Source organism: Maridesulfovibrio sp. (assembly GCF_963666665.1).
In the GTDB taxonomy this organism is placed as follows: Bacteria; Desulfobacterota; Desulfovibrionia; order Desulfovibrionales; family Desulfovibrionaceae; genus Maridesulfovibrio.
On the sequence record NZ_OY762999.1, the window covers coordinates 1,941,888 to 1,962,595 of the forward strand.

Here is a 20,708-nt window from a genome sequence, read left to right on the forward strand (position 1 = left end):
TACACGAAGAAGCTAACTTAATGAGAAAATAAGCAAAACAGGAACAGACATGGCCAGAAAGACCAAAGAAGAAGCAGAGAAAACGCGGCAGGCCCTGCTTGCCTCGGCCTTCAAGGTGTTCAATGATAAAGGATATGCCAAGACAACATTGCAGGATATCGCCGAAGACGCCGGAGTAACTCGCGGGGCTGTATACTGGCATTTCAAGAATAAAACCGATCTTTTTGAAAAACTATTTGATTATGCATTCATGCCTGTTCGGGATCTGCTCTTCAGTAAATTTGAAGAAGATTTTGAACCAAAGGAAATGCTTATCAGCCTTATGCAAGTCTGGATCTTACATGCAGGTACAGAAGATAACTTCCGCGCAGCATTCGGCATAATGTTCAACAAGACCGAATGGTCAGAAGAACTCATGCCCTTCAAGATGAAATTCAGGGAATATGAATACAAGTTTCTGAAAAGAACAGAGAAAATTATTGAGCAAGGCCAAAAGGATGGTGTTTTTAGAGAAGAGCTGAAAGCCAACGTAGCAGCGGCCCAGTATTTCTCAATCCTGCTCGGTCTGGCACAGTATTCCCAGTTCTTCCCGGAAGAAGTAAACATCCATGAAGAATCCGAATCTTTAATCGAAATGTTCATGCACTCATGTTTAAAAGACAAGTAATCATCCTCATTACCGCCCTGCTGCTAATGGCAAGTTCTGCCTTTGCCGCGGACAAGGAACTCTTCCCCACCAGTGAATTCAAACTCGGTTACGAGGGGATGTACATGTATTACGATGAACCCGATGTAATGCATGAAAAAGGTATCCTTAACGGCGGATTCGGATCATGGACAGGATATTTCTCAGACTACAACATCATGCTCAATGCCGAACTTGAAGGCCTTGCCGGATCGCTTCGCTACAGCGGTAAATACAGCGACGGCACTCCGCTGGAATGCGACACTAACGACTACTTCATCAGTGGGCGCGCCACCATCGGCATGGGTCTCGATTACGGTCACACTGGGATTACGCCCTACCTCGGCATTGCTGCCCGCTATTGGAATGATGACATCAAAACCACTGGTGGATACGAACGCCAGATCAAACAGCTCTACCTGCCTGTAGGCGTTAATATCGTCACTAGGCTGGACAGAGGCTGGTCCATCGGCGGAACCCTTGAGGGTGACCTACTGCTGGGCGGTAAGGTAAAAAGCAAGCTTTCCGATATCGGATCCAACTATGAAGACGTCAACAACACACAGGAATTCGCTTCCGGTGGCGGTGGACGTGTATCAGCTTTCCTTGAATACGACTTCGATGATTACGCGCTGGGAATGGAACCATACTTCCGCTACTGGCACATTGAAGACTCCGAGAAAGACACTGTGAGCACCGGAACCTACATGGAACCGAAAAACAAGTTCTATATGTCCGGGCTCCGGCTTTACGTGAAGTTCTAGATTTCCACCAAATCAAAAATTAAAATCCCTGCTGAGCATCTCAACAGGGATTTTTTACGCCTTACGTATTATCCGAACAGGCTTAGTGACCTTTGCAAACATGTTTGCTGGGTGCCCAGCCCTCCATGTACCATGCCCGATCGCCCTGTATCTGCAACCCGTGCACACGAATATATTCCAGCTGATCTTCCGAATATTCCCGTCCCTCAATAGGCATAAGAGCATCGACATCAGCAGGGCCGTAAGCTTTATCAGAACCGTCAGCAACAAACACGGGCTTACCCATATCCCCTTCGGGATGTTTAGTGGTCAGCTTTCCAAGTCCGATCCCTTCCGCCATGCATGGCACTTCTATGTCATGAACGATATCCATTTTGAGTCTCCTTAAATTTGATAAGTAAAGCCAGATAGTACTGATCAATGAAATATGCTGTCATATTAAGCATAATATTCATGCATATACAATATGGGGGTTCTGCCTAGGGGTATGGCATCGGTTTTCTTCCAGTTGAGTACCGACTACGACTTACTAGAGCCAATACACAACACATTGCATAACGAAGTTATCACTCAATGGTTTACACCCTATTCGTTTACTAAAAGAAAAATTTTCCTATTATTCTAGAAGTTATCGATATTGTTATTGATAAAATTGAACCACTAAGATAGAAATCTGACTAAGGAGGGGTTATGAAAAACATAATATTTCTTTGCTTAACTTTGTTCTTAGTTACGGGGTGTGGACCTCAGTATAGATGTGAAATTGACTCTTTTTCTAAAGTTTTTAATGTTGCCGGAAAAACATTTGTCGTTGTTCCTGGAAACAAAAACGTAACTCCAAACGACTTCCAGTTTAATGAATTCGCAACCTATGTTGTCCGAGCCATGCAAAGCAAAGGCTTGCGCTACGCTCAACGCTATGAGACAGCAGACTTGATTATATTGCTTGGCTACGGAATAAGTGGTCCCAAAACGTCGACAAGCACGGTGTCCGTTCCTGTTTGGGGACAAACAGGTGTTAGCTCCTCACACACATACGGAACGATTAATACATACGGTAATCAAGGAACTTATTCTGGAACAACAACTTATACTCCTACATATGGGATCACGGGATATACTCAGCAAACAAGAACTCACACCGACTACACCAGATTTTTTTGGATTGATGCATATGATTATAAAGAATTCCTTCAAACCAAGAAGGAAATACAAATATGGAAAACAACAGTAACAAGTACGGGGTCTACTAATGACCTTCGTCAAGTTTTTCCTATCATGCTTGCTGGATCTTTAGAGCACATAGGCACAAACACAGGACATAAGGTTGAGGTAACACTTGGCATGAATGACAAAAAAGTTCTGTATGTAAAAGGAATTAAGAACGAGTAATTTCTCAACATCAAGGTATATTTATCCGTAGCCCAAACTTGGCACAACCTACACATGTTGCTAGCCAAGCAAAATATAACTCTGCCTAAAATCACTCTATTTCCAAAACTTTATATCGCCTTCGCCCTCCGCAACAAACTAAGAAGATAAAAAATCCGGTCCAAGCATCACGCTCGGACCGGATTTTATTTACATCCCCTAAAACCTCACATCCATATTAATTGAATAAGTTTTTAATTTTCATCAAACTTTTGTAACACCTTTTCTTGACTGGTAACACAAAATCAAGTACATACTTTTCTAGAAAAACGGCCCCAGTCCGGGAAGATGCTACTGCTCAGCACGCTTTTCGGCTTCTTGATTCCACTCAAGAAGATCTACCTCCATCCCCGGGGCGTTAACGTTTTTCAAATCCCACGGCGACTCGGAAATAACTACCTCTAGATTCGAGCACGAGCCTGATAGCGCCTGTCCCTGCTATCAGGCCCGTGGGGATACAAGAAGCATAAAAAAAGGCCGACATCCATCTTAATAAAAGTGGATGCCGGCCTTTTGGTTCTTAGAAGAATCCTACAGATCAAATGGACGGATGACCCGATCCAAGACTCCCTGTACTTTGGATATTGCTACACCGTAATTAGTCACCGGAACCCCGCTACGCTGGCATTCTTTGATGCGGCGAAGCATCTCACTGCGATTGAGCATGCAGGCTCCGCAATGAATCACCAGCTTGAAGCGCTCCAAATCTTCAGGAAAATCATGACCGGAATACATAACGAAATTGATGTCTTTCCCGGTATACTGGCGAATCCAGCGTGGAATCTTGACCTTTCCGATATCATCGGCAACGGGATGGTGGGAACACGCCTCACCCATCAGGACTGTATCTCCATCCTGTAAGGCATCAATGGCCTTTGCCCCTTCCACGAGGCTGGGTAAATCCCCTTTGTAGCGGGCAAACAGGGTCGAAAATGTTGTTAACGGAATCTCATCCGGCACATCCCCGGCAACGCTCATAACAACCTGTGAATCAGTTATGACCAATGCGGGCTTACGCTTCATTGAGGACAATGTTTCCTCAATCTCGCGTTCTTTGACTGTTACCCCCACGGCGTCGCAATCGAGGATTTCACGCAGGACCTGCACCTGCGGAAGGATCAGCCTTCCCTTGGGAGCGGCAAGGTCAATGGGCACCACGCAGACAACCCAATCTCCTTCACTAAACAGATCACCTGCAAGAACAGGATCGCGCTTCATCTCCTCAGGAGCCAGCGTGATGATGGCTTCCTTGAGTTCATCAATGGAACATGCTTCCAGCACAGAAGTCTTGTAGAATGGAATACCGCGCTGACGGCAATAATCCATATCGGACTCAAGCGGCTCACACAGGTCGTTCTTATTGAAAGCTACCAGATAAGGGATTTCCAACTCAGAAACCTTGTCTATCAACTTCATTTCGTAATCGGTAAGTCCGTCTTCGCCAACGACAACCAGAGCAAGGTCAGTGCGCATCATGACCTTATTGGTGGCCTTAATACGCAGCTCGCCAACCTCTCCGCTATCATCCAGTCCGGCGGTATCGTAAAAGGTCACCGGACCGAGGGGGAGCAATTCATAATGCTTTGCCACCGGGTCGGTCGTTGTTCCGGGCTGATCGGAAACAATTGCCACATCCTGTCCGGCAATTGCATTGATTAATGAAGATTTTCCGGCATTACGCTTGCCGACAAGAGTTATGACCAGACGGACACCGCGTGGAGCCTTATTCGACATTATTCATTCTCCTTGAAGACCCTTTAGTAGCTGAGGGAACAAAACCCAATTCACGGATCAATTCTTCAGCCTTGAAAATAGAATCGGCAACATCCAATGAAATAGAATTCTTGCCGGGATAAATATTGTAATCCTTGCGCTTGGCCGCAGGAGTTACTGACGGCATGACGACATTACAGCCGCGCTTCAAGCCTTTCTCCCTGCCCTTTGAATCAAATGAATCGAGAGCGGAAGTTGCCGGAATATTGGATAGAGGGTTAAGCAGACGAGCCAAGGCTGTAAACCTGAAGGATAAATCTATGTCTCCGGTTCCGGCAGTAGAAAAAGGCGTATCAGGATGCGGAATAAACGGCCCGGCCGCAATCATATCCAGCTCAAGACCGCTGAGAAAAAACAAATCCTCTGCAAGCTGCTCCACGGTATAATCCGGAAGCCCTACAATGATTCCGGACCCCACCTCGTAACCTATCTCCTGCAGGGACCGCAACAAGCTGATGCGCTTATGAAAATCTTCCCCGCACCTGATTTTTCTATAGATATCGGGAGCTGTAGTTTCAAGCTTGAGCAGGCAGCGGTCTGCACCGCAGTTAAACCAGTGCTCGTACTCCCCGGCACTGCGGTCTCCCAGTGAGAGAGTGACTGCAACATCGTATGATTCCTTAATCCCTATAATGATTTCCTCAACCTGCGCAGGGGAATAGCTGAAGTCATCACCGGATTGCAGCACTATGGTACGCGCCCCTGCTTCAGCGGCCATACGGGCGGATTCAATGATAGAATCAACGTCCATACGGTAACGGCTCACCTTTGAATTCGGAGCACGCAGGCCGCAATAATTGCACTTCTTATTGCAAACGTTGGAAAACTCTACAATGGCCCGCAAATAAACTTCCCGTCCAAACGTTTCGTCCCGCAGACCGTCAGCCAGTGCATACAATTCATCATCGTTGCCGCCATTCAGGTAAAAAATAAGATCATCACGCCCGAATACAGCCATTATCAACCCCTTCTACATTTCTACTGCACTTCATAGCCCTTGAACATTCGCTGACCAGCCTGAACGCAGCAATCTCGTCGGCAGTTGCTCCAAGCGGGATATTCCCTGACTCGGCCCAGTTGAAAAGCTTTTCAACATCAGCCTCAACGCATCCCCAGAATCCTTGCGGGGCATGCACACAGGAATGGGCATACTGCCCGAAACAAATGGCATCATCCACAATGACAAGCGGTAGACAGGGAAGATTGCCGGCCGGATAAACATTAACTTTTTCAGGATGGCGTTCAGCCAGTTCATCTAAAAATGATTGTGACAACTCAAGCTCATCATCAATAGACAGCCGGGAAATTCCGAAACGCAGAGCTGTTAAGAACGAATCGTCCCATCCATTTCCGATACCGGGCTGTACGGCAATGACATCAAGACTATTGAAACCGGTCCGTGCTAAGGCTTTCTCCAGCCCTAGAATATGAACTTCGGACTTTGAAAAGGGACCGTAAACCGCAGCATGGAGGATGATTCTCCTCTTCGCCTCGGCAAACATTGCAGGAATGCCCAACTCTCCGACACCGCATACGAGCTTCATTACTTCCCTCCCTTCACTTCGTCCGGGGTGAACCCCTGCTTGCAAAGCCGTTGCGGCGACAAAAGTTCGTCAACCTCATCAGCACCGGCAATCCCCTGAAAGATGATTTCTTCACGTAAAGAACGCCCGGATTCACGGCAGGCATCGACTAGTTTCTCCACAGCTTCATAACCCAGAACAGGGACCAGAACAGTGCCCAGAGCATAGCTTGACTCCACATGCCTGCGGCAGCGGTCTTCGTCAGCGGTTATCCCCTGCACACAATTTCGGGTAAAACTTCCGGTTACATTCAGCAGCAGACTCAAGGAATTAAGGAGATTATGCGCCAGAAGCGGCATGAACTGGTTAAGCTCCAACTGAGCCATGGATGCGGCAAGAGTAATGGTCTGATCATTACCCATAACCTGCAAAGCCACCTGCGTTACCGATTCAGGTATAACCGGATTGACTTTTCCGGCCATGATGGATGAACCGCACTGCCGTGCCGGAAGCCTGATCTCTCCAAGCCCGCTAGCAGGTCCACTGCCAAGCAAACGCAGATCGTTTGCGATCTTCATCAAATTTGTGGCGTACGACTTAAGCATGCCGGAGACTTCCACAAACGAATCGGAATTCTGGGTAGCGTCGATAAGATTTTCCGCCCGTGAAACAGGAAGGCCGCATATATTCTTCAACTCTCCTGCAACCTGAAGAATATAACCACGGGGAGCGCCAAGGCCAGTTCCAACAGCAGTTCCGCCGAGATTGACCTTCTTGATCCTTTCCCGGCACTTGAAAATGCGCCAGCGGTCTCGGGCAACAGCATCGGCGAAGGCACCGAAAGTCATACCCATAGTCATGGGTACAGCATCCATCAACTGCGTCCTCCCCACTTTGACAACCCTTGATAGCTCAGCTTCTTTTTGTTGCAGTTCCTCTTGAAGTTTTGAGACCTCTTTTTCCAGATCAACAAGCAGGGCAAGAACCGCCACTTTCAGAGCAGTGGGGTAAACATCATTGGTGGACTGATGCATATTTACATGATCGACAGGGTGGACCAGATTGTAGTCACCAAGCTTGCCACCCAGTATTTCAACAGCCCTGTTGGCTATCACTTCATTAAAATTCATATTAGTGGAAGTCCCAGCACCGCCCTGATACGGGTCAACCACTATACTGCTATTAAATTTACCGGAGGAAACATCCCTGCATGCCGTAAGAACCGCCCTTCCGATCCTGTCATCCAGAAAGCCCAATTTCATATTTACAGCAGCACATGCCTCTTTCACCTGCCCGAATGCGCGGATGAACCGATCATGAATTCGGGAATCGGACAGCGGGAAATTGAGCATAGCCCGCCGGGTATGGATACCGTAATATGCTTCAGCCGGGATTTCCATTTCACCCAGCGCGTCCTTCTCTATGCGGAAAGCAGTTTTTCCGGCTTCAGACATGTTTCCCCCGGGATTTGATTACAAGTATAGATCCCGCTCGCCTTTTTCCATGCGGGCAAGACGATCAGTCAGCAGCTTGCGGCGTTCAGGATCAGCATAGCTTTCAATTTCGTTCCTGATCAATTCTTCACCGACCTTCTTGGTTTCTTCAGAGGCATAATCCTCGAGATATTCCTTAAAAGTCAGCAAGCCGTTGGGCAAGCAGAATTTCTGGATAAAACCGGTCTTGGCCAGTTCCATAAAATGCTCACCGGTACGACCAAGGCGATAACAGGCAGTACACCATGAAGGTACATAGCCATGATCACCGACAATGGAACGGATGGTTTCATCAAGGGAACGGCTGTCGCCTATGCAGAACTGCTGGACTTCGGGACGGTCATATTCAGGATCGCTGTAGGCACCGGGGTATGTGCGCGAGCCGCCTGAAATCTGGGAAACACCGACTTCCAACAATTCTTTGCGAGTCTCGGGATTCTCCCGGGTGGACAGAATCAGTCCGGTATACGGCACTGCCAAACGCAGTACAGCAACAATTTTCTTGAAATCATGAGGAGAGGAAAGGAAAGGAGGATTCAATGCCAGATCAGAGTTCTGCGCAGGCTCAATACGGGGGAAGGAGATAGTATGAGGACCTACACCACAGTCAATCTCAAGCTGCTTGGCATGATACAGAAGGCCCATGACCTCAAAGACCGGGTCATAAAGACCGAAAAGCGCGCCCATACCCACATCATCAATCCCCGCTTCCATAGCACGGTGCATGGCATAGAGACGCCAATTGTAATCTGTCTTACGACCGGCAAGATGATATTTCTTGTATGTTTCCTGATGATAGGTTTCATGGAAACACTGATAGGTACCGATGCCGACCTCGTGCAATTTCCTGAAGCCCTCAACATCCAACGGAGCACAGTTGATGTTTACCCTGCGAATTTCACCGCTCTTGCGGGAAGTTACTGAATAGACTTCCTTAACAGTCTGAGCAATCCAGTCGGCATCATACTTGGGGTGTTCACCATAAACCAGAAGAAGACGCTTATGTCCCAGATCTTCAAGAACCTCGACCTCTTTATGGATTTCTTCCGCAGTAAGAGTTCGGCGTACAAGGTCTTTATTGGTGGCGTTAAAACCACAGTAAGCACACTGGTTGGCACATTCATTCGAAATATACAGGGGAGCAAAAAGGACCAGTCTGTTGCCGTAGATGCCCTTTTTCACTTCAATGGCGGCTTCAAAAATTTCATTATCCAACTCCCTGTCCTTATTCTTCAGCAAAACCGCCGCCTCAAAAGGAGAAAGACCTTTTCTCTCTTTGGCCTTTGCTATGACGTCACGGACAAGGGATGGCTCAGGATTGGCGGCTTTTTCAATTTCCGACCAAATAAGCTCTTCATCAATAAATGATTCAAGACCGGTTCCAAGGGTGGAATTCTTATTCATAATGTTATCCTTTCCTACACGAGAAGTGATTTGACTTTTACGCCTTGAAGCATGCCCAGTTGCCCTGTTAATGCCCCGACCTCGTCCGTGGTTGCCTCGATAATTATACCGATGACATTCACGCCCTTTTCGCGGAAAGGAAGTCCCATGCGCCCTACAATGATTTCTCCATGTTCACTCAAGGTCTGGTTGACCTTAGGTGCAGACTTATATCTGTCTTTGATGGTTATTCCTATAATTCCCAAACGCTTATCCATTAAAAAGGCTCCGCAATGGTCGAAGTAAAGAAGCAGCTGACAGCTTCCGGAGCTTGCCGGGGAAACCCCTGCAGGAAGTCAGGACGGACCCTTTTCCTCGGTAATTTGCCGGTAAGAAAAACACTGGCTGTTTCTACAAAACAGCCTCCAGAACTTGCGCCGACCCTTGGGCCAGAGAAATCCTCACCTCAGGCAAACGCATGTATATGAATTTTTAGAGATTCAGCTTGATACCCTTCTCTTTCAAGGCATTAAGCTTACTGCTGCGATCATAGTAATGAGTATGCAGGAGCTCATGGGACTGATGTCCGCACGGACCATCATGCAGGAAACCTTTTTTAGGATCGTAAATTTTAACGATCATGGGGTTATCCTGAGATTTTCTGTACTTGTAGATATCCTTGTTAGCATCAGCTGCATAAACAGAGTTCTGACGGCGGGCAACAAAGTCCATGACTTCTGCTGCTGCCTCTTTGGCGATATTTACGCCCAAAACCGCATAACCGGCCACCGCACCTGCGGCCTTGATGAAACTGCGTCTGCTTAATTTCATATCAGTTTCTCCTTATGCCTTAATTTTGCGGGCTCTGAAACGCTTGTTGATCTGAGCCACGGTAGACCTGAACAGGGAAGCCCGGATTTCAGGATCAAGAGGCTGTCCACCACCGTTAACGCAACCGCCGGGGCAGGTCATAATCTCAATAAAGTGATAAGGAGATTTACCCGCACGAACTTCGTCACAAAGCTTGGCAGCATTGCTGAGTCCGCTTGCAACAGCGACTTTCACGGTTCCAAAGTTGGGAACATGAACATCAGCGGTGTTAATACCCTCATGGGTGCGGACAACTTTGATATCGGGGCTGGGAATTTTGGTACCGGAAAGCACTTCGTAAGCGAGCCTGAGAGCTGCTTCCATTACCCCGCCGCTGTTACCGAAGATGGTAGCCGCACCGGTTGATTCGCCAAGAACCGGATCAGGAGCTTCGTCAGGCAGGCTGTTAAAATCAATACCAGCTGCCTTGATCATGTAAGCAAGCTCACGGGTATTGATGGTAGCATCGATGTCGCGGTCAAATCCGGCGTCATCCAGTTCACTGCGCACACCTTCGTACTTCTTGGCAATACAGGGCATGATGGAAACAGTGTAAATCTTTTTACCTTCTGTCTTTGTTTCCTTTGCTCCATATGTCTTAGCCAAGGGACCAAGCATACCGATAGGTGATTTACAGGTGGACAGGTTGGGAATCAGGTCGGGATAAAAGGTCTCCGCGAACTTTACCCAGCCGGGACAACAAGAAGTGAACTGGGGCAAAGGCATTACGTCCTTGGAACCCTGACTTTTCACTCTGTTGAGAAGCTCGGTACCTTCTTCCATGATGGTAACGTCAGCAGTGAATTCGTTATCCCAAATGTAATCGAATCCAAGTTTGCGCAATGCAGCATGCATCTTTCCGCCGACATATGTCCCGGTAGGAGCACCGAAACATTCACCAAGACCGTAACGAACAGCCGGAGCAGGCATGGACACAACAATGGTATTGGGATCCTTAAGCTTGGCAGCAAGCTCATCTACGAATGAAACACCCTCGTAGATGGCACCATACGGACAGTTGGTAAGACACTGACCGCAATTCATACAAGCAACAGGATCGATGATCTGATGAATTCCATCGTCATTGATCGCCTGGATCGCACCACTTGCACAATGCTCTTCACACGCACCGCAACCCTCACATTTTGATTCGTCAACCCGCACGAATCTGACAGTATCTGCATCAACACCCACAGGAGGAGCGTAAAGACTGTACTCAACACCCTCCATTCGTTTGGCATTTTCATTCACAGCAGGTTGAACCGCTGCCGCCCCGGCTGGCGGGGACTTTGGCGCACATCCTGACATGTATGGCCTCCTTTGTTAAAATTAGTTAACAAATCATCAAACACACCAAATACAAATATTGAAAAAGTAACACTAGAAATGCACTAATACACTTCTGTTATACATGTCAATTAATGATCTAAACATATGAATATTTTGGTAGACGTACATAGCCTACTAATTACTTTATTAAAAATTTAAAATAGTGATGGGATGAGGGGTGATTTATCAGCCGGAAGCGGGGAATTCTGAAAAGCCGAACATCTTTTGCTGAGCCATCAACAACATTTTAAGAATTGGGCCATTTTCTGATTGTGCTCAATTCAACATAGCCTTAAATACTCTTTGAGGAGTTGTAACCCATGAGAAAGATGCTTGTGATTACCCGCGACGGGAACAGGTCGGAAGAAATCGGAGAGTTGATTGACCAGATTGAAGAAATTCTGACCGAAACATCTACAGAATCATCCAGCCCCGAAGATGACCGGGAAGTGGATACCCTTTTTGTAGATGTAGAATCGCTGCAAAATAAGAACAAATCAATGACAAAGGCCCTTGAAGACCTCTGGAAGCATTACCCTTCAGCCTCCATCGTGGTCATGGCCAATGAAGAACAGACCAAAGTAGCTGTTGATGCGGTAAAAGCCGGTGCTTTTGATTACCTGACCCATCCCATTGAAAAAGAAGAACTGGGACTGGTCATGGAGAAAGTCCGTGAATCCGATGTGCTGCAATCTGAATTGGACTATTTACGGGGACAATTCTGGAATGACGATTCACTTGAATATGTGGACACCCGCAGCAAATCCATGCGCGATGTATTTGCCAAAATCAGGCAGGTAGCAGGAACCCGCACAACTGTCCTGCTGACCGGTGAAACCGGAACCGGAAAAAGCCTCATTGCAAAAATTATCCATGCTCACAGCAACCGTAAGGACATGCCGTTTATCAGTGTTCACTGCGGAGCTATTCCTGACACTCTAGTAGAAAGCGAGCTCTTCGGTCATGAAAAAGGCGCCTTCACCGGCGCTATCCGCCGCAAACTGGGTAAATTCGAATTGGCCCACGAAGGCACAATTTTCCTTGATGAAATCGGTACAGTCAGCCAATCGGTACAGGTTAAGCTTCTCAACGCAATTCAGGAACGCATAATCCAGCGAGTCGGTGGCGAGAACGACCTTTCTGTCGATGTTCGCATCATTGCCGCAACAAACGAAGATATGGGCCAGCTCTGCGAGGAAGGAAAATTCCGTCGCGACCTTTTCTACAGGCTCAATGTATTCCCCATTCGAATCCCCCCATTACGAGAACGCCGAGAAGACATTCCCAGACTGTCCGAAGGATTCATCAGGCAGTTCAACGGTCTGCTGAATACTGAAATCAAGGGCATCCATCCTCAAGTACTGGACACACTGCTCGAATACGATTGGCCAGGAAACGTGCGGGAACTGGAGAATGTTATCGAGCGGGCCTGCATTCTGGAGACAACCGAGATTCTGCAGCCGGACAGTTTTCCTCCGGATCTGTTGGACACACAGGGAGAAGTGGTAACCTCCCCGGTCAAAACGAGCCTCCCTCTCAAGGAAGCTCGCCAGATAACTGTAGACAGATTTGAAAAGCAATACCTGTCCAGTCTTCTAGAACAATGTAATGGAATTATCAAAACCACAGCCGAAAAAGCTGGCATTACAACCCGGCAACTTAGCAAATTAATGAATCGGCACGGCCTCAAAAGAACCGACTTTAAAAACAAGAAATAACAATTCTCTTTCATTGCAACATAAGAACTATAAATTCTTTTTTACGCATAAACACTTAAAATAAATAAATTATTTACATGAAAAGCAAAAGCCAACTTTGCATATGCAAAGTTGGCTTTTGCTTTTCATACGTCCATTTAGTGAATATAAGAACTTTAAGTTCTCACTCGAAATACAATTTTCACATATAACCATTTAAAATCAAATAGTTATACACTTGGCACTCATCATGCTTTGCTAGCTCATTGAAAATGTCGTGAGGTTATATGGAAAAATCATCTACATCTGCGCAAAGCACCACAACAACCATCAGAGGCATGGCTATCCCTGCACAATGGAATGCCCGCTTCGAAGTTACAGGCATCCTAGTTGCCTGTCGGGATGAACGGGAGCTTCGTGTGGAGAATTTTGAAAGTTTCCCTGAATTACGGTCATTTTCACAAAAGGAAGCATTTTTTACCGGTATCATACACAAAAAGGACGGCATGGAGTCCATCCTACTGGAAAGCTTTACACCGATAGAAAATGTTGGGGAGTGACGGGAGAATCACGCCACCGGAAGCATACCGCAACTGTATGACGCACTCGCCCCCCCCTCATGCAATAAAACCAAAAACAAAGGTGATGAGAGATGGCTCTAGAGGAAGATGCATCTGTCGAAACGCAAGAGGTTGCAATCGCATCGGGACTTACCCCGGACGATGTTGAACAAGTTTTAAGCATGGCAGCGGCCAGTGGACTTTTTTCGTCCTCAGAAATGACCTCTGCTGAATCCATGGCATGGGACAGTGCATATGGAAATGGCAATGAGCCGGACACATTTCTAAAAGCTACAATAAATAGAGCCGGGAAGGATCAGGTTATCGGTTTTATTTGTTTCGGCCCCATTCCGTACTGGCCGGGAAATTATGAAATGTACGCTATTGCCGTCGACCCTGAGTTCCAGCGTTTAGGAATCGGTTCTGCTTTGATCAACGAGATGAACAGACTAGTTGATTACGATAACGGTCAATCCATCTTTTTTGAAACAAAAACAGACAGAGCCTTTGAAAACGCACGTCTCTTTTGTGAAGCTAATAATTTCATTCCAGAACACCGCCATATCAAACAGTTCATCCCGGAAGGCGGTGGAATTGTTTACCGGTATGATCTGGGGTCAGACACTGACGAACTCAACTAGCTACTGAGGGGTAAAATATGAGTTCAGAAATTTATCAAGATACGTTATACGGACAACTTGTGCCTTCGGGATGGGACAATGACTCTGTATCCGAACTCGTTCTGCTTGTAGACGGGGAAGAAGAATTCAACATCGAAATAGATGAGTCTAGTAAGTTACTTACAAACTACATAGACAGATGGATTACAATACAGGGTGTAGTAACTGAAACAGATGAAGATATCAGCATTAAAGTTCTCGGATACACCCTTGAGGATGAAATGCAATTCGGGAGTGACGATGCCTGGTAACAAACATAGGAAGAGATAATTTTGGCGAACAAGGTTATTAAGATATCCGACATATCTAAATCATATGATGGGGACATAGCCGTAAAACAGCTGTCCCTGTCAGTTGAAGATGGTGAATTCCTGACTCTGCTGGGACCTTCCGGTTGCGGCAAAACTACAATGTTGCGTCTTCTGGGCGGTTTTGAAGAATGCGACAGCGGTGAAATCGTACTTGACGGTAAACCAATGACCGGCATTGAACCGGAAAACCGCCCGGTGAATACCGTTTTTCAAAGCTATGCCCTCTTCCCGCACATGTCGGTATACGACAATGTTGCCTTCGGCCTTAAAATAGCAGGTACTCCCGCAGCCGACATTGCCAGTGAAGTAGCAAAGGCTCTTAAACTGGTCCGCCTCGACGAAATGGGACAACGCATGCCCGGAGAACTTTCCGGAGGACAGCAGCAGCGCGTTGCCATCGCCCGTGCCATTGTCAACAAACCCCGCGTACTGCTTCTGGACGAACCCATGTCCGCCCTTGATTACCGCCTGCGCAAAGAAATGCAGAAGGAACTCAAGGAACTTCAGCGCACCCTCGGCATTACTTTCATACTTGTCACCCATGATCAGGAAGAAGCATTCACCATGTCTGACCGTGTGGTCGTCATGAATAAAGGATGCATTGAACAGATCGGCACTCCCCGCGAGATTTACGAAAATCCATCCAACCTCTACGTGGCCCGCTTTGTGGGGGAAATCAACATACTCGATGGCATCATCACCGAGAAGAAAGAATGCAGCTTTAACGCCGAAGTTGAAGGAGTCCCGGTCATCGTCAAATCAAAACGGGATTTCTCCGTGGGAGACAAAATCCACGTTCTGCTCAGGCCGGAAGATTTCCGGGTTGAGGTTATGCACGAAGTAAACGATGACCCGGAACTGGCTGAAAAATTCTCCAAAGCACTCCTCAAAGGTACCGTAGAGCATACTTACTACAAAGGTGCGACATACGACCTGGACATCACCCTTGATGACGGAAAAAAAATTCTGGTTTCGGAGTTCTTTGATGAAGATGCCGAAACCCTCTACTTCCACGCCGGAGACCGCGTAGCAGTCGGCTGGTTTGAAGGCTGGGAGGTGGTCCTGCCCCATGAAGGATAAACGCTTGTTCAAACGTTTTATCATCGGGGGAGTTTTGGGCTGGATTACATTGTTCGGCATTCTGCCCACTGTGATGCTTCTGTGTGTAAGCTTCATGACCCGTAATACTGAGGATCTTATTGCTCCGTTTTTTTCACTGGAAAGCTATTTCCGCCTTTTCGAACCGGCGCTGGGAACCATGCTTGTGCAATCATTGCTTATGGCGGGAACTGCTACATTTTTATGCCTGCTCATCGGCTACCCGTTTGCATACATTGCAGCCCGGGCTAGTAAAGAAACGTCCCGGCTTATGCTTATGCTGGTTATGATCCCGTTCTGGACCAACACCCTGATCAGGACCTATGCCATGGTTGCTGTTCTCAAAGCTGACGGCATCCTGAACAAGACACTTATGTTTCTCGGCCTGATAGATGCGCCCATCAAGATCATGTACACCCAGTCCGCCGTATTTATCGGACTGGTCTACACCCTGCTTCCATTCATGATCCTGCCGCTATACGCTGCAATTGAGAAGCTCGACCATCGTCTTCTGGAGTCCGCAAGAGACCTTGGAGCAGGCAGATGGCTTGCATTCAGAAAGATAACCATACCGCTGACCATGCCGGGAATAGTATCCGGATGCATGCTGGTATTTCTTCCCGCACTGGGAATGTTTTATATCCCCGATGTCCTCGGCGGAGCGCGGACAATGCTGCTTGGCAACTATATCCGTGACCAGTTCCTTACTGCAAGAGACCTGCCCATGGGATCAGCGGCTTCCATTGCCATGACACTGATGATGGGGCTTATGCTGGCCTTATATTACCGCAGCATGCGCCGCTCAGGCAGGAGACTCAAGATATGAATAAATTCATCAAGTCTCTGTATGTCGGGCTGGTTTACACTTTCCTTTACCTGCCTCTGGCTGTAATGGCGGTGTACTCTTTCAATGCGTCCAAGTATTCGCTTTCATGGAAGGGATTCACGCTCAAATGGTACGGCAAGCTGCTCGCCAATTCCACTTTGATTGATGCGGCATTGCGGTCCATGACCATAGCACTGATCTCGGCCACAATTGCATGCCTGATCGGAACACTTGCCGCCTTCATGCTGCATCAATACCGATTTAAAGGACGCGGGGCTGTTTTCGGCAGTATATTTGTAATGATGATGTCCCCTGACATTGTCATCGGGATTTCACTGCTGGTGCTGTTCATGGGGGCCGGGCTTACGCTGGGATTCTGGACGCTGCTTATGGGACACGTGACCTTATGCGTTCCCTTCGTCACCGCAACTGTTTATTCCCGATTCAAGGGATTCGACAGGACCGTGGTTGAAGCTGCCCGTGATCTGGGTGCAAACGAATATCTGGTCTTCAAAAAGATTATCGTCCCCATGGCCCTGCCCGGACTGATGGCCGGATGGCTGCTTAGCTTCACGCTCTCACTGGATGACGTGATCATCAGCTTTTTCACAACAGGTCCGACCTATGAAGTTTTGCCCCTGCGAATCTACTCCATGGTCCGCTTAGGAATCAAACCTGATGTAAACGCACTCAGCGTGGTAATGATCGGGATAACTGTTGTCGCCGTCATTTTATCACGGCGTCTGCTCAAGGAGAAAAAATAATGAAAAAAATACTGTTGGCGCTTGCCATGGTTCTGTTCTACTGCGTGCCCACCTATGCCGGAAGCGGTGAACTCTATCTCTACATCTGGTCTGAATATATACCGGATGAAGTTGTGGAAAACTTCACCAAAGAAACCGGCATCAAGGTCCATATGTCCAACTACGACAGCAACGAAGCTATGTACACCAAGGTTAAACTGGCCGGAGAAGGATACGACCTGGTTGTTCCCTCCTCTGACTATGTCAGCCTTATGCGCCGTCAAAATCTACTGCTGCCGCTGGACAAAAGTAAACTGAGCAACTTCAGCTACCTTGCCCCCAAGTTCACAAACCAGTCCTTTGACCCGGAGAACATTTACTCCATCCCGTATATGTGGGGATCAACATCTATTGTAGTGAACACCGCCCTGCTCGGCAACGACACTGTAAACTCCATCGCGGATCTCTGGAAACCGGAGCTCAAAGGTAAACTGCTCCTGCCTAACGAACCGCGTGAAGTCTTCGCTCTTGCCCTGAAGCTGCTCGGTTATCCTTTGAACGAAACCGACCCTGCCCACATTGAGGAAGCATATCAGAAGCTGAAAAGCCTGATTCCAAGTGTTCGTGTTTTCGATTCAGACTCCCCCAAGCAGGCTCTGCTTGCCGGTGAAGTCGCCGTGGGCGTGGTCTTCAACGGTGAAGCATTTATCGCCAATCAGGAAAATCCCGACATTAAGTACGTGTACCCTCCTGAAGGATACAACCTCTGGGTAGATTCCCTGTGCATTCCCAAGGGAGCCAAAAATATTGAAGAAGCACACGCTTTCCTCAACTACCTGCTGCGCCCTGATGTCGCTACCATAATCTCTACTGAGATGGGTTACTCCACACCCAATGACGCTGCTATGAAACTTATCCCGAAAAAAGTGCGTAACAACCACATCGTTTACCCTTCAAATGAAGTAATCGAACGCGGTGAGTTTCAGGATTATTTAGGCGAGTCCATGAAATTGTACGATGAATACTGGGTTAAGTTGAAAACCGACTAATTCCCAAACCTCCATACACCATCGCCCTCGGTAGACGGGGGCGGTGGTGCCCATACAACGCCAGCCAATACTGCAGTTTCTCACGCAGTTCCAAGAATCGGATTGACCGAACTCCGCCTCCTTACTTTAGATTTCAAAACACCTATACCGGGGCTGAAGAATAAGAAAGCTACCAGTGCCGCAGCCATTGAAACTGCAAAGATATGCCATCCCAGAGGATCATCTGCATACTCCTCAAAAAGACCTATCACGGCATAGTGCAACAGATAAAAGGGATAGGTGACTTTCCCCACGATGCAATCCAGAACAAGAAACTGAAAAGCCCGAAAAATGAACGGCTGAAGAATCAAAGCTCCCATGGGAAGGAAGAAGGGTTCATAAATACTGCTGACTCCACCGGCGATCATCACTAGAACAATTAAAGCTATGAATGCCAGATAATCTGCCGGAGATACTTTTTTCGAAAGACCGCGATAAAACCTGTAGGAAATAATACCGAACCCGAACAGCCAGAAATCAGCAGGGAAAAAGCGCAGGAAAAAACTTTGTTCTGAAAGCGGAGTTACAACGATCAGGACTCTTAACAAGAGACTTCCGATACTCAAAACAATCAAGGTCTTATCTTTCAATATGACAAGAAATGGTGCCAGACAATAAAAAATAATTTCAAGCGAAAGAGACCACGCCTGCACCAGAAACACATGATTATATATGCTGGGCATATCCCCGCTTATAAAATGCACAGATCCGCCCCCGGAAGTCCCCAGACTGAACAGCAATTCCTGCCCAACAACGCACACAGAAGTCCAAAGAAGTATAATCACTCCCCATGGATTACTAATAATTTCCATCATCTGGGCGCGACTTATCAGCGGATGGGCATCAAGCAAGAAAAGAATTGCCGCACTTACCACCACTGCAAATAAATACATGGGATAAAGCGACAATATGCGACTCTTATAGAAACTGGCCGGGCTTTCTTTTCTCTCACCCAGAATCATAGCCATGTAAAAGCCTGACACTGCAAAAAATGTCAGCACCGCCTCATGTCCGTCGACCATTGGCAGCGCAGTCAATTCAAAATGAGAATTGCAGACAGCAATGGCAAGTAACAACCGTATTATTCCCAACTCCAACTCCCGGAATGCCGTGGTTTTCACTACGCAAAAAAGCCACCCTGACACGAAAGAGAAATGAAAACTTTTATGTACTCCGGTCTGTTATCAACATACATGCCACCAAAGAACAGGCTGTAATCCAAGCAGAATACAAACACCGTCAGAAAAATACAGGAACTATTAATTCCTGTTATAGAAGAGAAACATCAACACCTGATGACAATCTCTATTTATAAAGGGATAATTAATAAGAATTAAAAATTCTCTTTTCTATAAAAAAAGAACTTAAAATACTTGTTTTATGAATCAAGTACTTAATTCATCTCTGTAAAAAATAAATACAAATGAAAGATATAAAAAATATATTTATTTAACAGGCAGTTAACAAAACAGAATTATAAACATTACATTATTCTATTGCCCGCTTGTCTGGCATGAATAATGTAAAAATCAAAAACTTCATTACAGACTAAAAGTTAGGCAGCGTATTCACGATCAGAACTCTGCCAAAGGAACAACTAATGGCTTCCAGACAAAAAATTCGGCAGAAGAAATCCAGAAAAAGAAAAGCAACGCCTAATGCGACCAAACAGAATATAAACTTAGCGCATACACTATCTCAACATGAAGCTCTTGCATTAAAAACAGCTGAAGAAAGACGCAAAGAATTTGTAGAAAGACTCTCCGTAAAAACAACGGGCAGCGGAATCCAGCCGTTCAAAGAGCTTATGCAGGAGTCCTATTCACTTTTCGGTTCAATGCTTGATGATATAACCTTGGATCCGCCACTGGCGTGCAAAAGAGGATGTATTTATTGCTGTATCAATCAGGTGTCCTTAACTGAACCGGAAGCACTGTACCTTGGCTTTCATCTACTTGAAACCCGAAGCCCGGAAGAGCTTCAAATTCTTAAAGACAGGACTAAAAAACTGCTCACAGAGTTGAAAGGTAAAAGTCGCCAAGAAATCGGGATGGAAAGACACCTGCACCCTTGCCTTTTCATGGAAGGTGAGACTTGCTCTATATATGCTGCCCGACCTTTTGTCTGCCGGGGCTGGAACTCAGTTAATGCAGACATGTGCAAACACAGCAACCAAACCGGTGACGCCCTCGCACCGATCGAAAACCACCCACTGCCACGAATCATTGCAGACAGCATTCAAGTAGGGATTCTAAACGGGGCAAAAGAAACAGGCCTCGAAACGGGCTACCTGCTTTTACCTAGAGCGGTATATCTATTATTGGAAAGTGGAGCTGAAAATATTGAAGATCTGACTGAAAACTGGCTGAACGGGAAAGCATTTTTTACTAGTAACATAACGATCTAACCCAAGACACCAGCTAGATTTAATAACTATTATAGTCACTTCATAAT

At 46.7% G+C, this 20,708-nt stretch carries 22 protein-coding genes; 12 read left to right on the forward strand and 10 right to left on the reverse strand.

Annotated elements, in window-relative coordinates; genetic code table 11:
• The first annotated feature begins 49 nt into the window (after positions 1 to 49).
• Both ACKU40_RS08850 and ACKU40_RS08855 read left to right on the forward strand, forming a co-directional pair.
• A complete protein-coding gene (locus ACKU40_RS08850; RefSeq protein WP_320176156.1) occupies positions 50 to 667 on the forward strand; it encodes a TetR family transcriptional regulator in 618 nt (205 codons plus the stop codon).
• The gene (locus tag ACKU40_RS08855) at positions 649 to 1,449 is read left to right on the forward strand and encodes a hypothetical protein (protein ID WP_320176157.1); all 801 of its coding nucleotides are present in this window, start codon (positions 649 to 651) and stop codon (positions 1,447 to 1,449) included. Before ACKU40_RS08850 ends, ACKU40_RS08855 begins: the two co-directional genes overlap by 19 nt.
• Before the next feature lie 82 nt (positions 1,450 to 1,531).
• Here ACKU40_RS08855 and ACKU40_RS08860 read toward each other — a convergent pair whose 3' ends face one another.
• Positions 1,532 to 1,822 (reverse strand): hypothetical protein, encoded by a 291-nt coding sequence (locus tag ACKU40_RS08860; protein WP_320176158.1) that lies wholly within the window; start codon positions 1,820 to 1,822, stop codon positions 1,532 to 1,534.
• 317 nt (positions 1,823 to 2,139) lie between these two features.
• On the opposite strand from ACKU40_RS08860, the gene ACKU40_RS08865 reads away from it, so the two are divergent.
• Entirely contained in the window at positions 2,140 to 2,841 is a 702-nt protein-coding gene (locus tag ACKU40_RS08865; protein WP_320176159.1) for a hypothetical protein, read from the forward strand.
• Between the two features lie 570 nt (positions 2,842 to 3,411).
• Here ACKU40_RS08865 and hydF read toward each other — a convergent pair.
• From hydF to ACKU40_RS08905, 8 genes are all read right to left on the reverse strand, one after another.
• The gene (hydF, locus tag ACKU40_RS08870) at positions 3,412 to 4,614 is read right to left on the reverse strand and encodes a [FeFe] hydrogenase H-cluster maturation GTPase HydF (RefSeq protein WP_320176160.1); all 1,203 of its coding nucleotides are present in this window, start codon (positions 4,612 to 4,614) and stop codon (positions 3,412 to 3,414) included.
• Positions 4,604 to 5,611 carry a [FeFe] hydrogenase H-cluster radical SAM maturase HydE gene (gene hydE / locus ACKU40_RS08875; RefSeq protein WP_320176161.1) on the reverse strand — a complete coding sequence of 336 codons (1,008 nt, stop codon included), beginning with the start codon at positions 5,609 to 5,611 and terminating at the stop codon, positions 4,604 to 4,606. Before hydE ends, hydF begins: the two co-directional genes overlap by 11 nt.
• Positions 5,592 to 6,197 (reverse strand): hypothetical protein, encoded by a 606-nt coding sequence (locus tag ACKU40_RS08880; protein ID WP_320176162.1) that lies wholly within the window; start codon positions 6,195 to 6,197, stop codon positions 5,592 to 5,594. Before ACKU40_RS08880 ends, hydE begins: the two co-directional genes overlap by 20 nt.
• Positions 6,197 to 7,630: an aspartate ammonia-lyase gene (locus tag ACKU40_RS08885; protein ID WP_320176163.1), complete on the reverse strand. Its 1,434-nt coding sequence runs from the start codon at positions 7,628 to 7,630 to the stop codon at positions 6,197 to 6,199. Before ACKU40_RS08885 ends, ACKU40_RS08880 begins: the two co-directional genes overlap by 1 nt.
• Before the next feature lie 18 nt (positions 7,631 to 7,648).
• Positions 7,649 to 9,073 (reverse strand): [FeFe] hydrogenase H-cluster radical SAM maturase HydG, encoded by a 1,425-nt coding sequence (gene hydG / locus ACKU40_RS08890; protein ID WP_320176164.1) that lies wholly within the window; start codon positions 9,071 to 9,073, stop codon positions 7,649 to 7,651.
• Positions 9,074 to 9,087: 14 nt separating this feature from the next.
• The gene (locus tag ACKU40_RS08895; RefSeq protein WP_320008982.1) at positions 9,088 to 9,330 is read right to left on the reverse strand and encodes a TM1266 family iron-only hydrogenase system putative regulator; all 243 of its coding nucleotides are present in this window, start codon (positions 9,328 to 9,330) and stop codon (positions 9,088 to 9,090) included.
• A gap of 214 nt (positions 9,331 to 9,544) precedes the next feature.
• Complete coding sequence (locus tag ACKU40_RS08900; RefSeq protein WP_320176165.1) at positions 9,545 to 9,883, reverse strand: iron hydrogenase small subunit; 339 nt, start codon at positions 9,881 to 9,883, stop codon at positions 9,545 to 9,547.
• A 12-nt stretch (positions 9,884 to 9,895) separates the two neighbouring features.
• Complete coding sequence (locus ACKU40_RS08905) at positions 9,896 to 11,152, reverse strand: [FeFe] hydrogenase, group A (RefSeq protein WP_320176369.1); 1,257 nt, start codon at positions 11,150 to 11,152, stop codon at positions 9,896 to 9,898.
• Positions 11,153 to 11,571: 419 nt separating this feature from the next.
• On the opposite strand from ACKU40_RS08905, the gene ACKU40_RS08910 reads away from it, so the two are divergent.
• The 8 genes from ACKU40_RS08910 to ACKU40_RS08945 all read left to right on the forward strand — a co-directional run bounded on the left by ACKU40_RS08910 (position 11,572) and on the right by ACKU40_RS08945 (position 18,215).
• A complete protein-coding gene (locus ACKU40_RS08910) occupies positions 11,572 to 12,969 on the forward strand; it encodes a sigma-54 dependent transcriptional regulator (protein ID WP_320176166.1) in 1,398 nt (465 codons plus the stop codon).
• 266 nt (positions 12,970 to 13,235) lie between these two features.
• On the forward strand, positions 13,236 to 13,508 hold the full coding sequence (locus ACKU40_RS08915; protein WP_320176167.1) for a hypothetical protein: 273 nt from the start codon (positions 13,236 to 13,238) through the stop codon (positions 13,506 to 13,508).
• A gap of 92 nt (positions 13,509 to 13,600) precedes the next feature.
• Entirely contained in the window at positions 13,601 to 14,149 is a 549-nt protein-coding gene (locus tag ACKU40_RS08920) for a GNAT family N-acetyltransferase (RefSeq protein ID WP_320176168.1), read from the forward strand.
• Between the two features lie 17 nt (positions 14,150 to 14,166).
• Positions 14,167 to 14,439: a hypothetical protein gene (locus ACKU40_RS08925; RefSeq protein ID WP_320176169.1), complete on the forward strand. Its 273-nt coding sequence runs from the start codon at positions 14,167 to 14,169 to the stop codon at positions 14,437 to 14,439.
• Between the two features lie 21 nt (positions 14,440 to 14,460).
• On the forward strand, positions 14,461 to 15,579 hold the full coding sequence (gene potA, locus ACKU40_RS08930) for a spermidine/putrescine ABC transporter ATP-binding protein PotA (RefSeq protein ID WP_320176170.1): 1,119 nt from the start codon (positions 14,461 to 14,463) through the stop codon (positions 15,577 to 15,579).
• Complete coding sequence (gene potB, locus ACKU40_RS08935) at positions 15,569 to 16,423, forward strand: spermidine/putrescine ABC transporter permease PotB (RefSeq protein WP_320176171.1); 855 nt, start codon at positions 15,569 to 15,571, stop codon at positions 16,421 to 16,423. The genes potA and potB overlap by 11 nt, the downstream gene beginning before the upstream one ends.
• Positions 16,420 to 17,187: a spermidine/putrescine ABC transporter permease PotC gene (gene potC, locus ACKU40_RS08940; protein ID WP_320176172.1), complete on the forward strand. Its 768-nt coding sequence runs from the start codon at positions 16,420 to 16,422 to the stop codon at positions 17,185 to 17,187. The genes potB and potC overlap by 4 nt, the downstream gene beginning before the upstream one ends.
• Positions 17,187 to 18,215 (forward strand): extracellular solute-binding protein, encoded by a 1,029-nt coding sequence (locus tag ACKU40_RS08945; protein WP_320176173.1) that lies wholly within the window; start codon positions 17,187 to 17,189, stop codon positions 18,213 to 18,215. The genes potC and ACKU40_RS08945 overlap by 1 nt, the downstream gene beginning before the upstream one ends.
• Before the next feature lie 80 nt (positions 18,216 to 18,295).
• Here the strand turns inward: ACKU40_RS08945 and ACKU40_RS08950 are convergent, their stop codons facing one another.
• Positions 18,296 to 19,345, reverse strand: a complete 1,050-nt coding sequence (locus tag ACKU40_RS08950; protein ID WP_320176174.1) for an acyltransferase — start codon at positions 19,343 to 19,345, stop codon at positions 18,296 to 18,298.
• 509 nt (positions 19,346 to 19,854) lie between these two features.
• On the opposite strand from ACKU40_RS08950, the gene ACKU40_RS08955 reads away from it, so the two are divergent.
• The gene (locus ACKU40_RS08955; RefSeq protein ID WP_320176175.1) at positions 19,855 to 20,661 is read left to right on the forward strand and encodes a YkgJ family cysteine cluster protein; all 807 of its coding nucleotides are present in this window, start codon (positions 19,855 to 19,857) and stop codon (positions 20,659 to 20,661) included.
• The last annotated feature ends 47 nt before the right edge of the window (positions 20,662 to 20,708 follow it).

Excerpts from the sequence above, each read along its gene's own strand:
- ACKU40_RS08850 (WP_320176156.1), top strand. The coding sequence starts at position 50 with ATGGCCAGAAAGACCAAAGAAGAAGCAGAGAAAACGCGGCAGGCCCTG.
- ACKU40_RS08855 (WP_320176157.1), top strand. The coding sequence starts at position 649 with ATGTTTAAAAGACAAGTAATCATCCTCATTACCGCCCTGCTGCTAATG.
- ACKU40_RS08860 (WP_320176158.1), bottom strand. The coding sequence starts at position 1,822 with ATGGATATCGTTCATGACATAGAAGTGCCATGCATGGCGGAAGGGATC.
- ACKU40_RS08865 (WP_320176159.1), top strand. The coding sequence starts at position 2,140 with ATGAAAAACATAATATTTCTTTGCTTAACTTTGTTCTTAGTTACGGGG.
- hydF (WP_320176160.1), bottom strand. The coding sequence starts at position 4,614 with ATGTCGAATAAGGCTCCACGCGGTGTCCGTCTGGTCATAACTCTTGTC.
- hydE (WP_320176161.1), bottom strand. The coding sequence starts at position 5,611 with ATGGCTGTATTCGGGCGTGATGATCTTATTTTTTACCTGAATGGCGGC.
- ACKU40_RS08880 (WP_320176162.1), bottom strand. The coding sequence starts at position 6,197 with ATGAAGCTCGTATGCGGTGTCGGAGAGTTGGGCATTCCTGCAATGTTT.
- ACKU40_RS08885 (WP_320176163.1), bottom strand. The coding sequence starts at position 7,630 with ATGTCTGAAGCCGGAAAAACTGCTTTCCGCATAGAGAAGGACGCGCTG.
- hydG (WP_320176164.1), bottom strand. The coding sequence starts at position 9,073 with ATGAATAAGAATTCCACCCTTGGAACCGGTCTTGAATCATTTATTGAT.
- ACKU40_RS08895 (WP_320008982.1), bottom strand. The coding sequence starts at position 9,330 with ATGGATAAGCGTTTGGGAATTATAGGAATAACCATCAAAGACAGATAT.
- ACKU40_RS08900 (WP_320176165.1), bottom strand. The coding sequence starts at position 9,883 with ATGAAATTAAGCAGACGCAGTTTCATCAAGGCCGCAGGTGCGGTGGCC.
- ACKU40_RS08905 (WP_320176369.1), bottom strand. The coding sequence starts at position 11,152 with ATGGAGGGTGTTGAGTACAGTCTTTACGCTCCTCCTGTGGGTGTTGAT.
- ACKU40_RS08910 (WP_320176166.1), top strand. The coding sequence starts at position 11,572 with ATGAGAAAGATGCTTGTGATTACCCGCGACGGGAACAGGTCGGAAGAA.
- ACKU40_RS08915 (WP_320176167.1), top strand. The coding sequence starts at position 13,236 with ATGGAAAAATCATCTACATCTGCGCAAAGCACCACAACAACCATCAGA.
- ACKU40_RS08920 (WP_320176168.1), top strand. The coding sequence starts at position 13,601 with ATGGCTCTAGAGGAAGATGCATCTGTCGAAACGCAAGAGGTTGCAATC.
- ACKU40_RS08925 (WP_320176169.1), top strand. The coding sequence starts at position 14,167 with ATGAGTTCAGAAATTTATCAAGATACGTTATACGGACAACTTGTGCCT.
- potB (WP_320176171.1), top strand. The coding sequence starts at position 15,569 with ATGAAGGATAAACGCTTGTTCAAACGTTTTATCATCGGGGGAGTTTTG.
- potC (WP_320176172.1), top strand. The coding sequence starts at position 16,420 with ATGAATAAATTCATCAAGTCTCTGTATGTCGGGCTGGTTTACACTTTC.
- ACKU40_RS08945 (WP_320176173.1), top strand. The coding sequence starts at position 17,187 with ATGAAAAAAATACTGTTGGCGCTTGCCATGGTTCTGTTCTACTGCGTG.
- ACKU40_RS08955 (WP_320176175.1), top strand. The coding sequence starts at position 19,855 with ATGGCTTCCAGACAAAAAATTCGGCAGAAGAAATCCAGAAAAAGAAAA.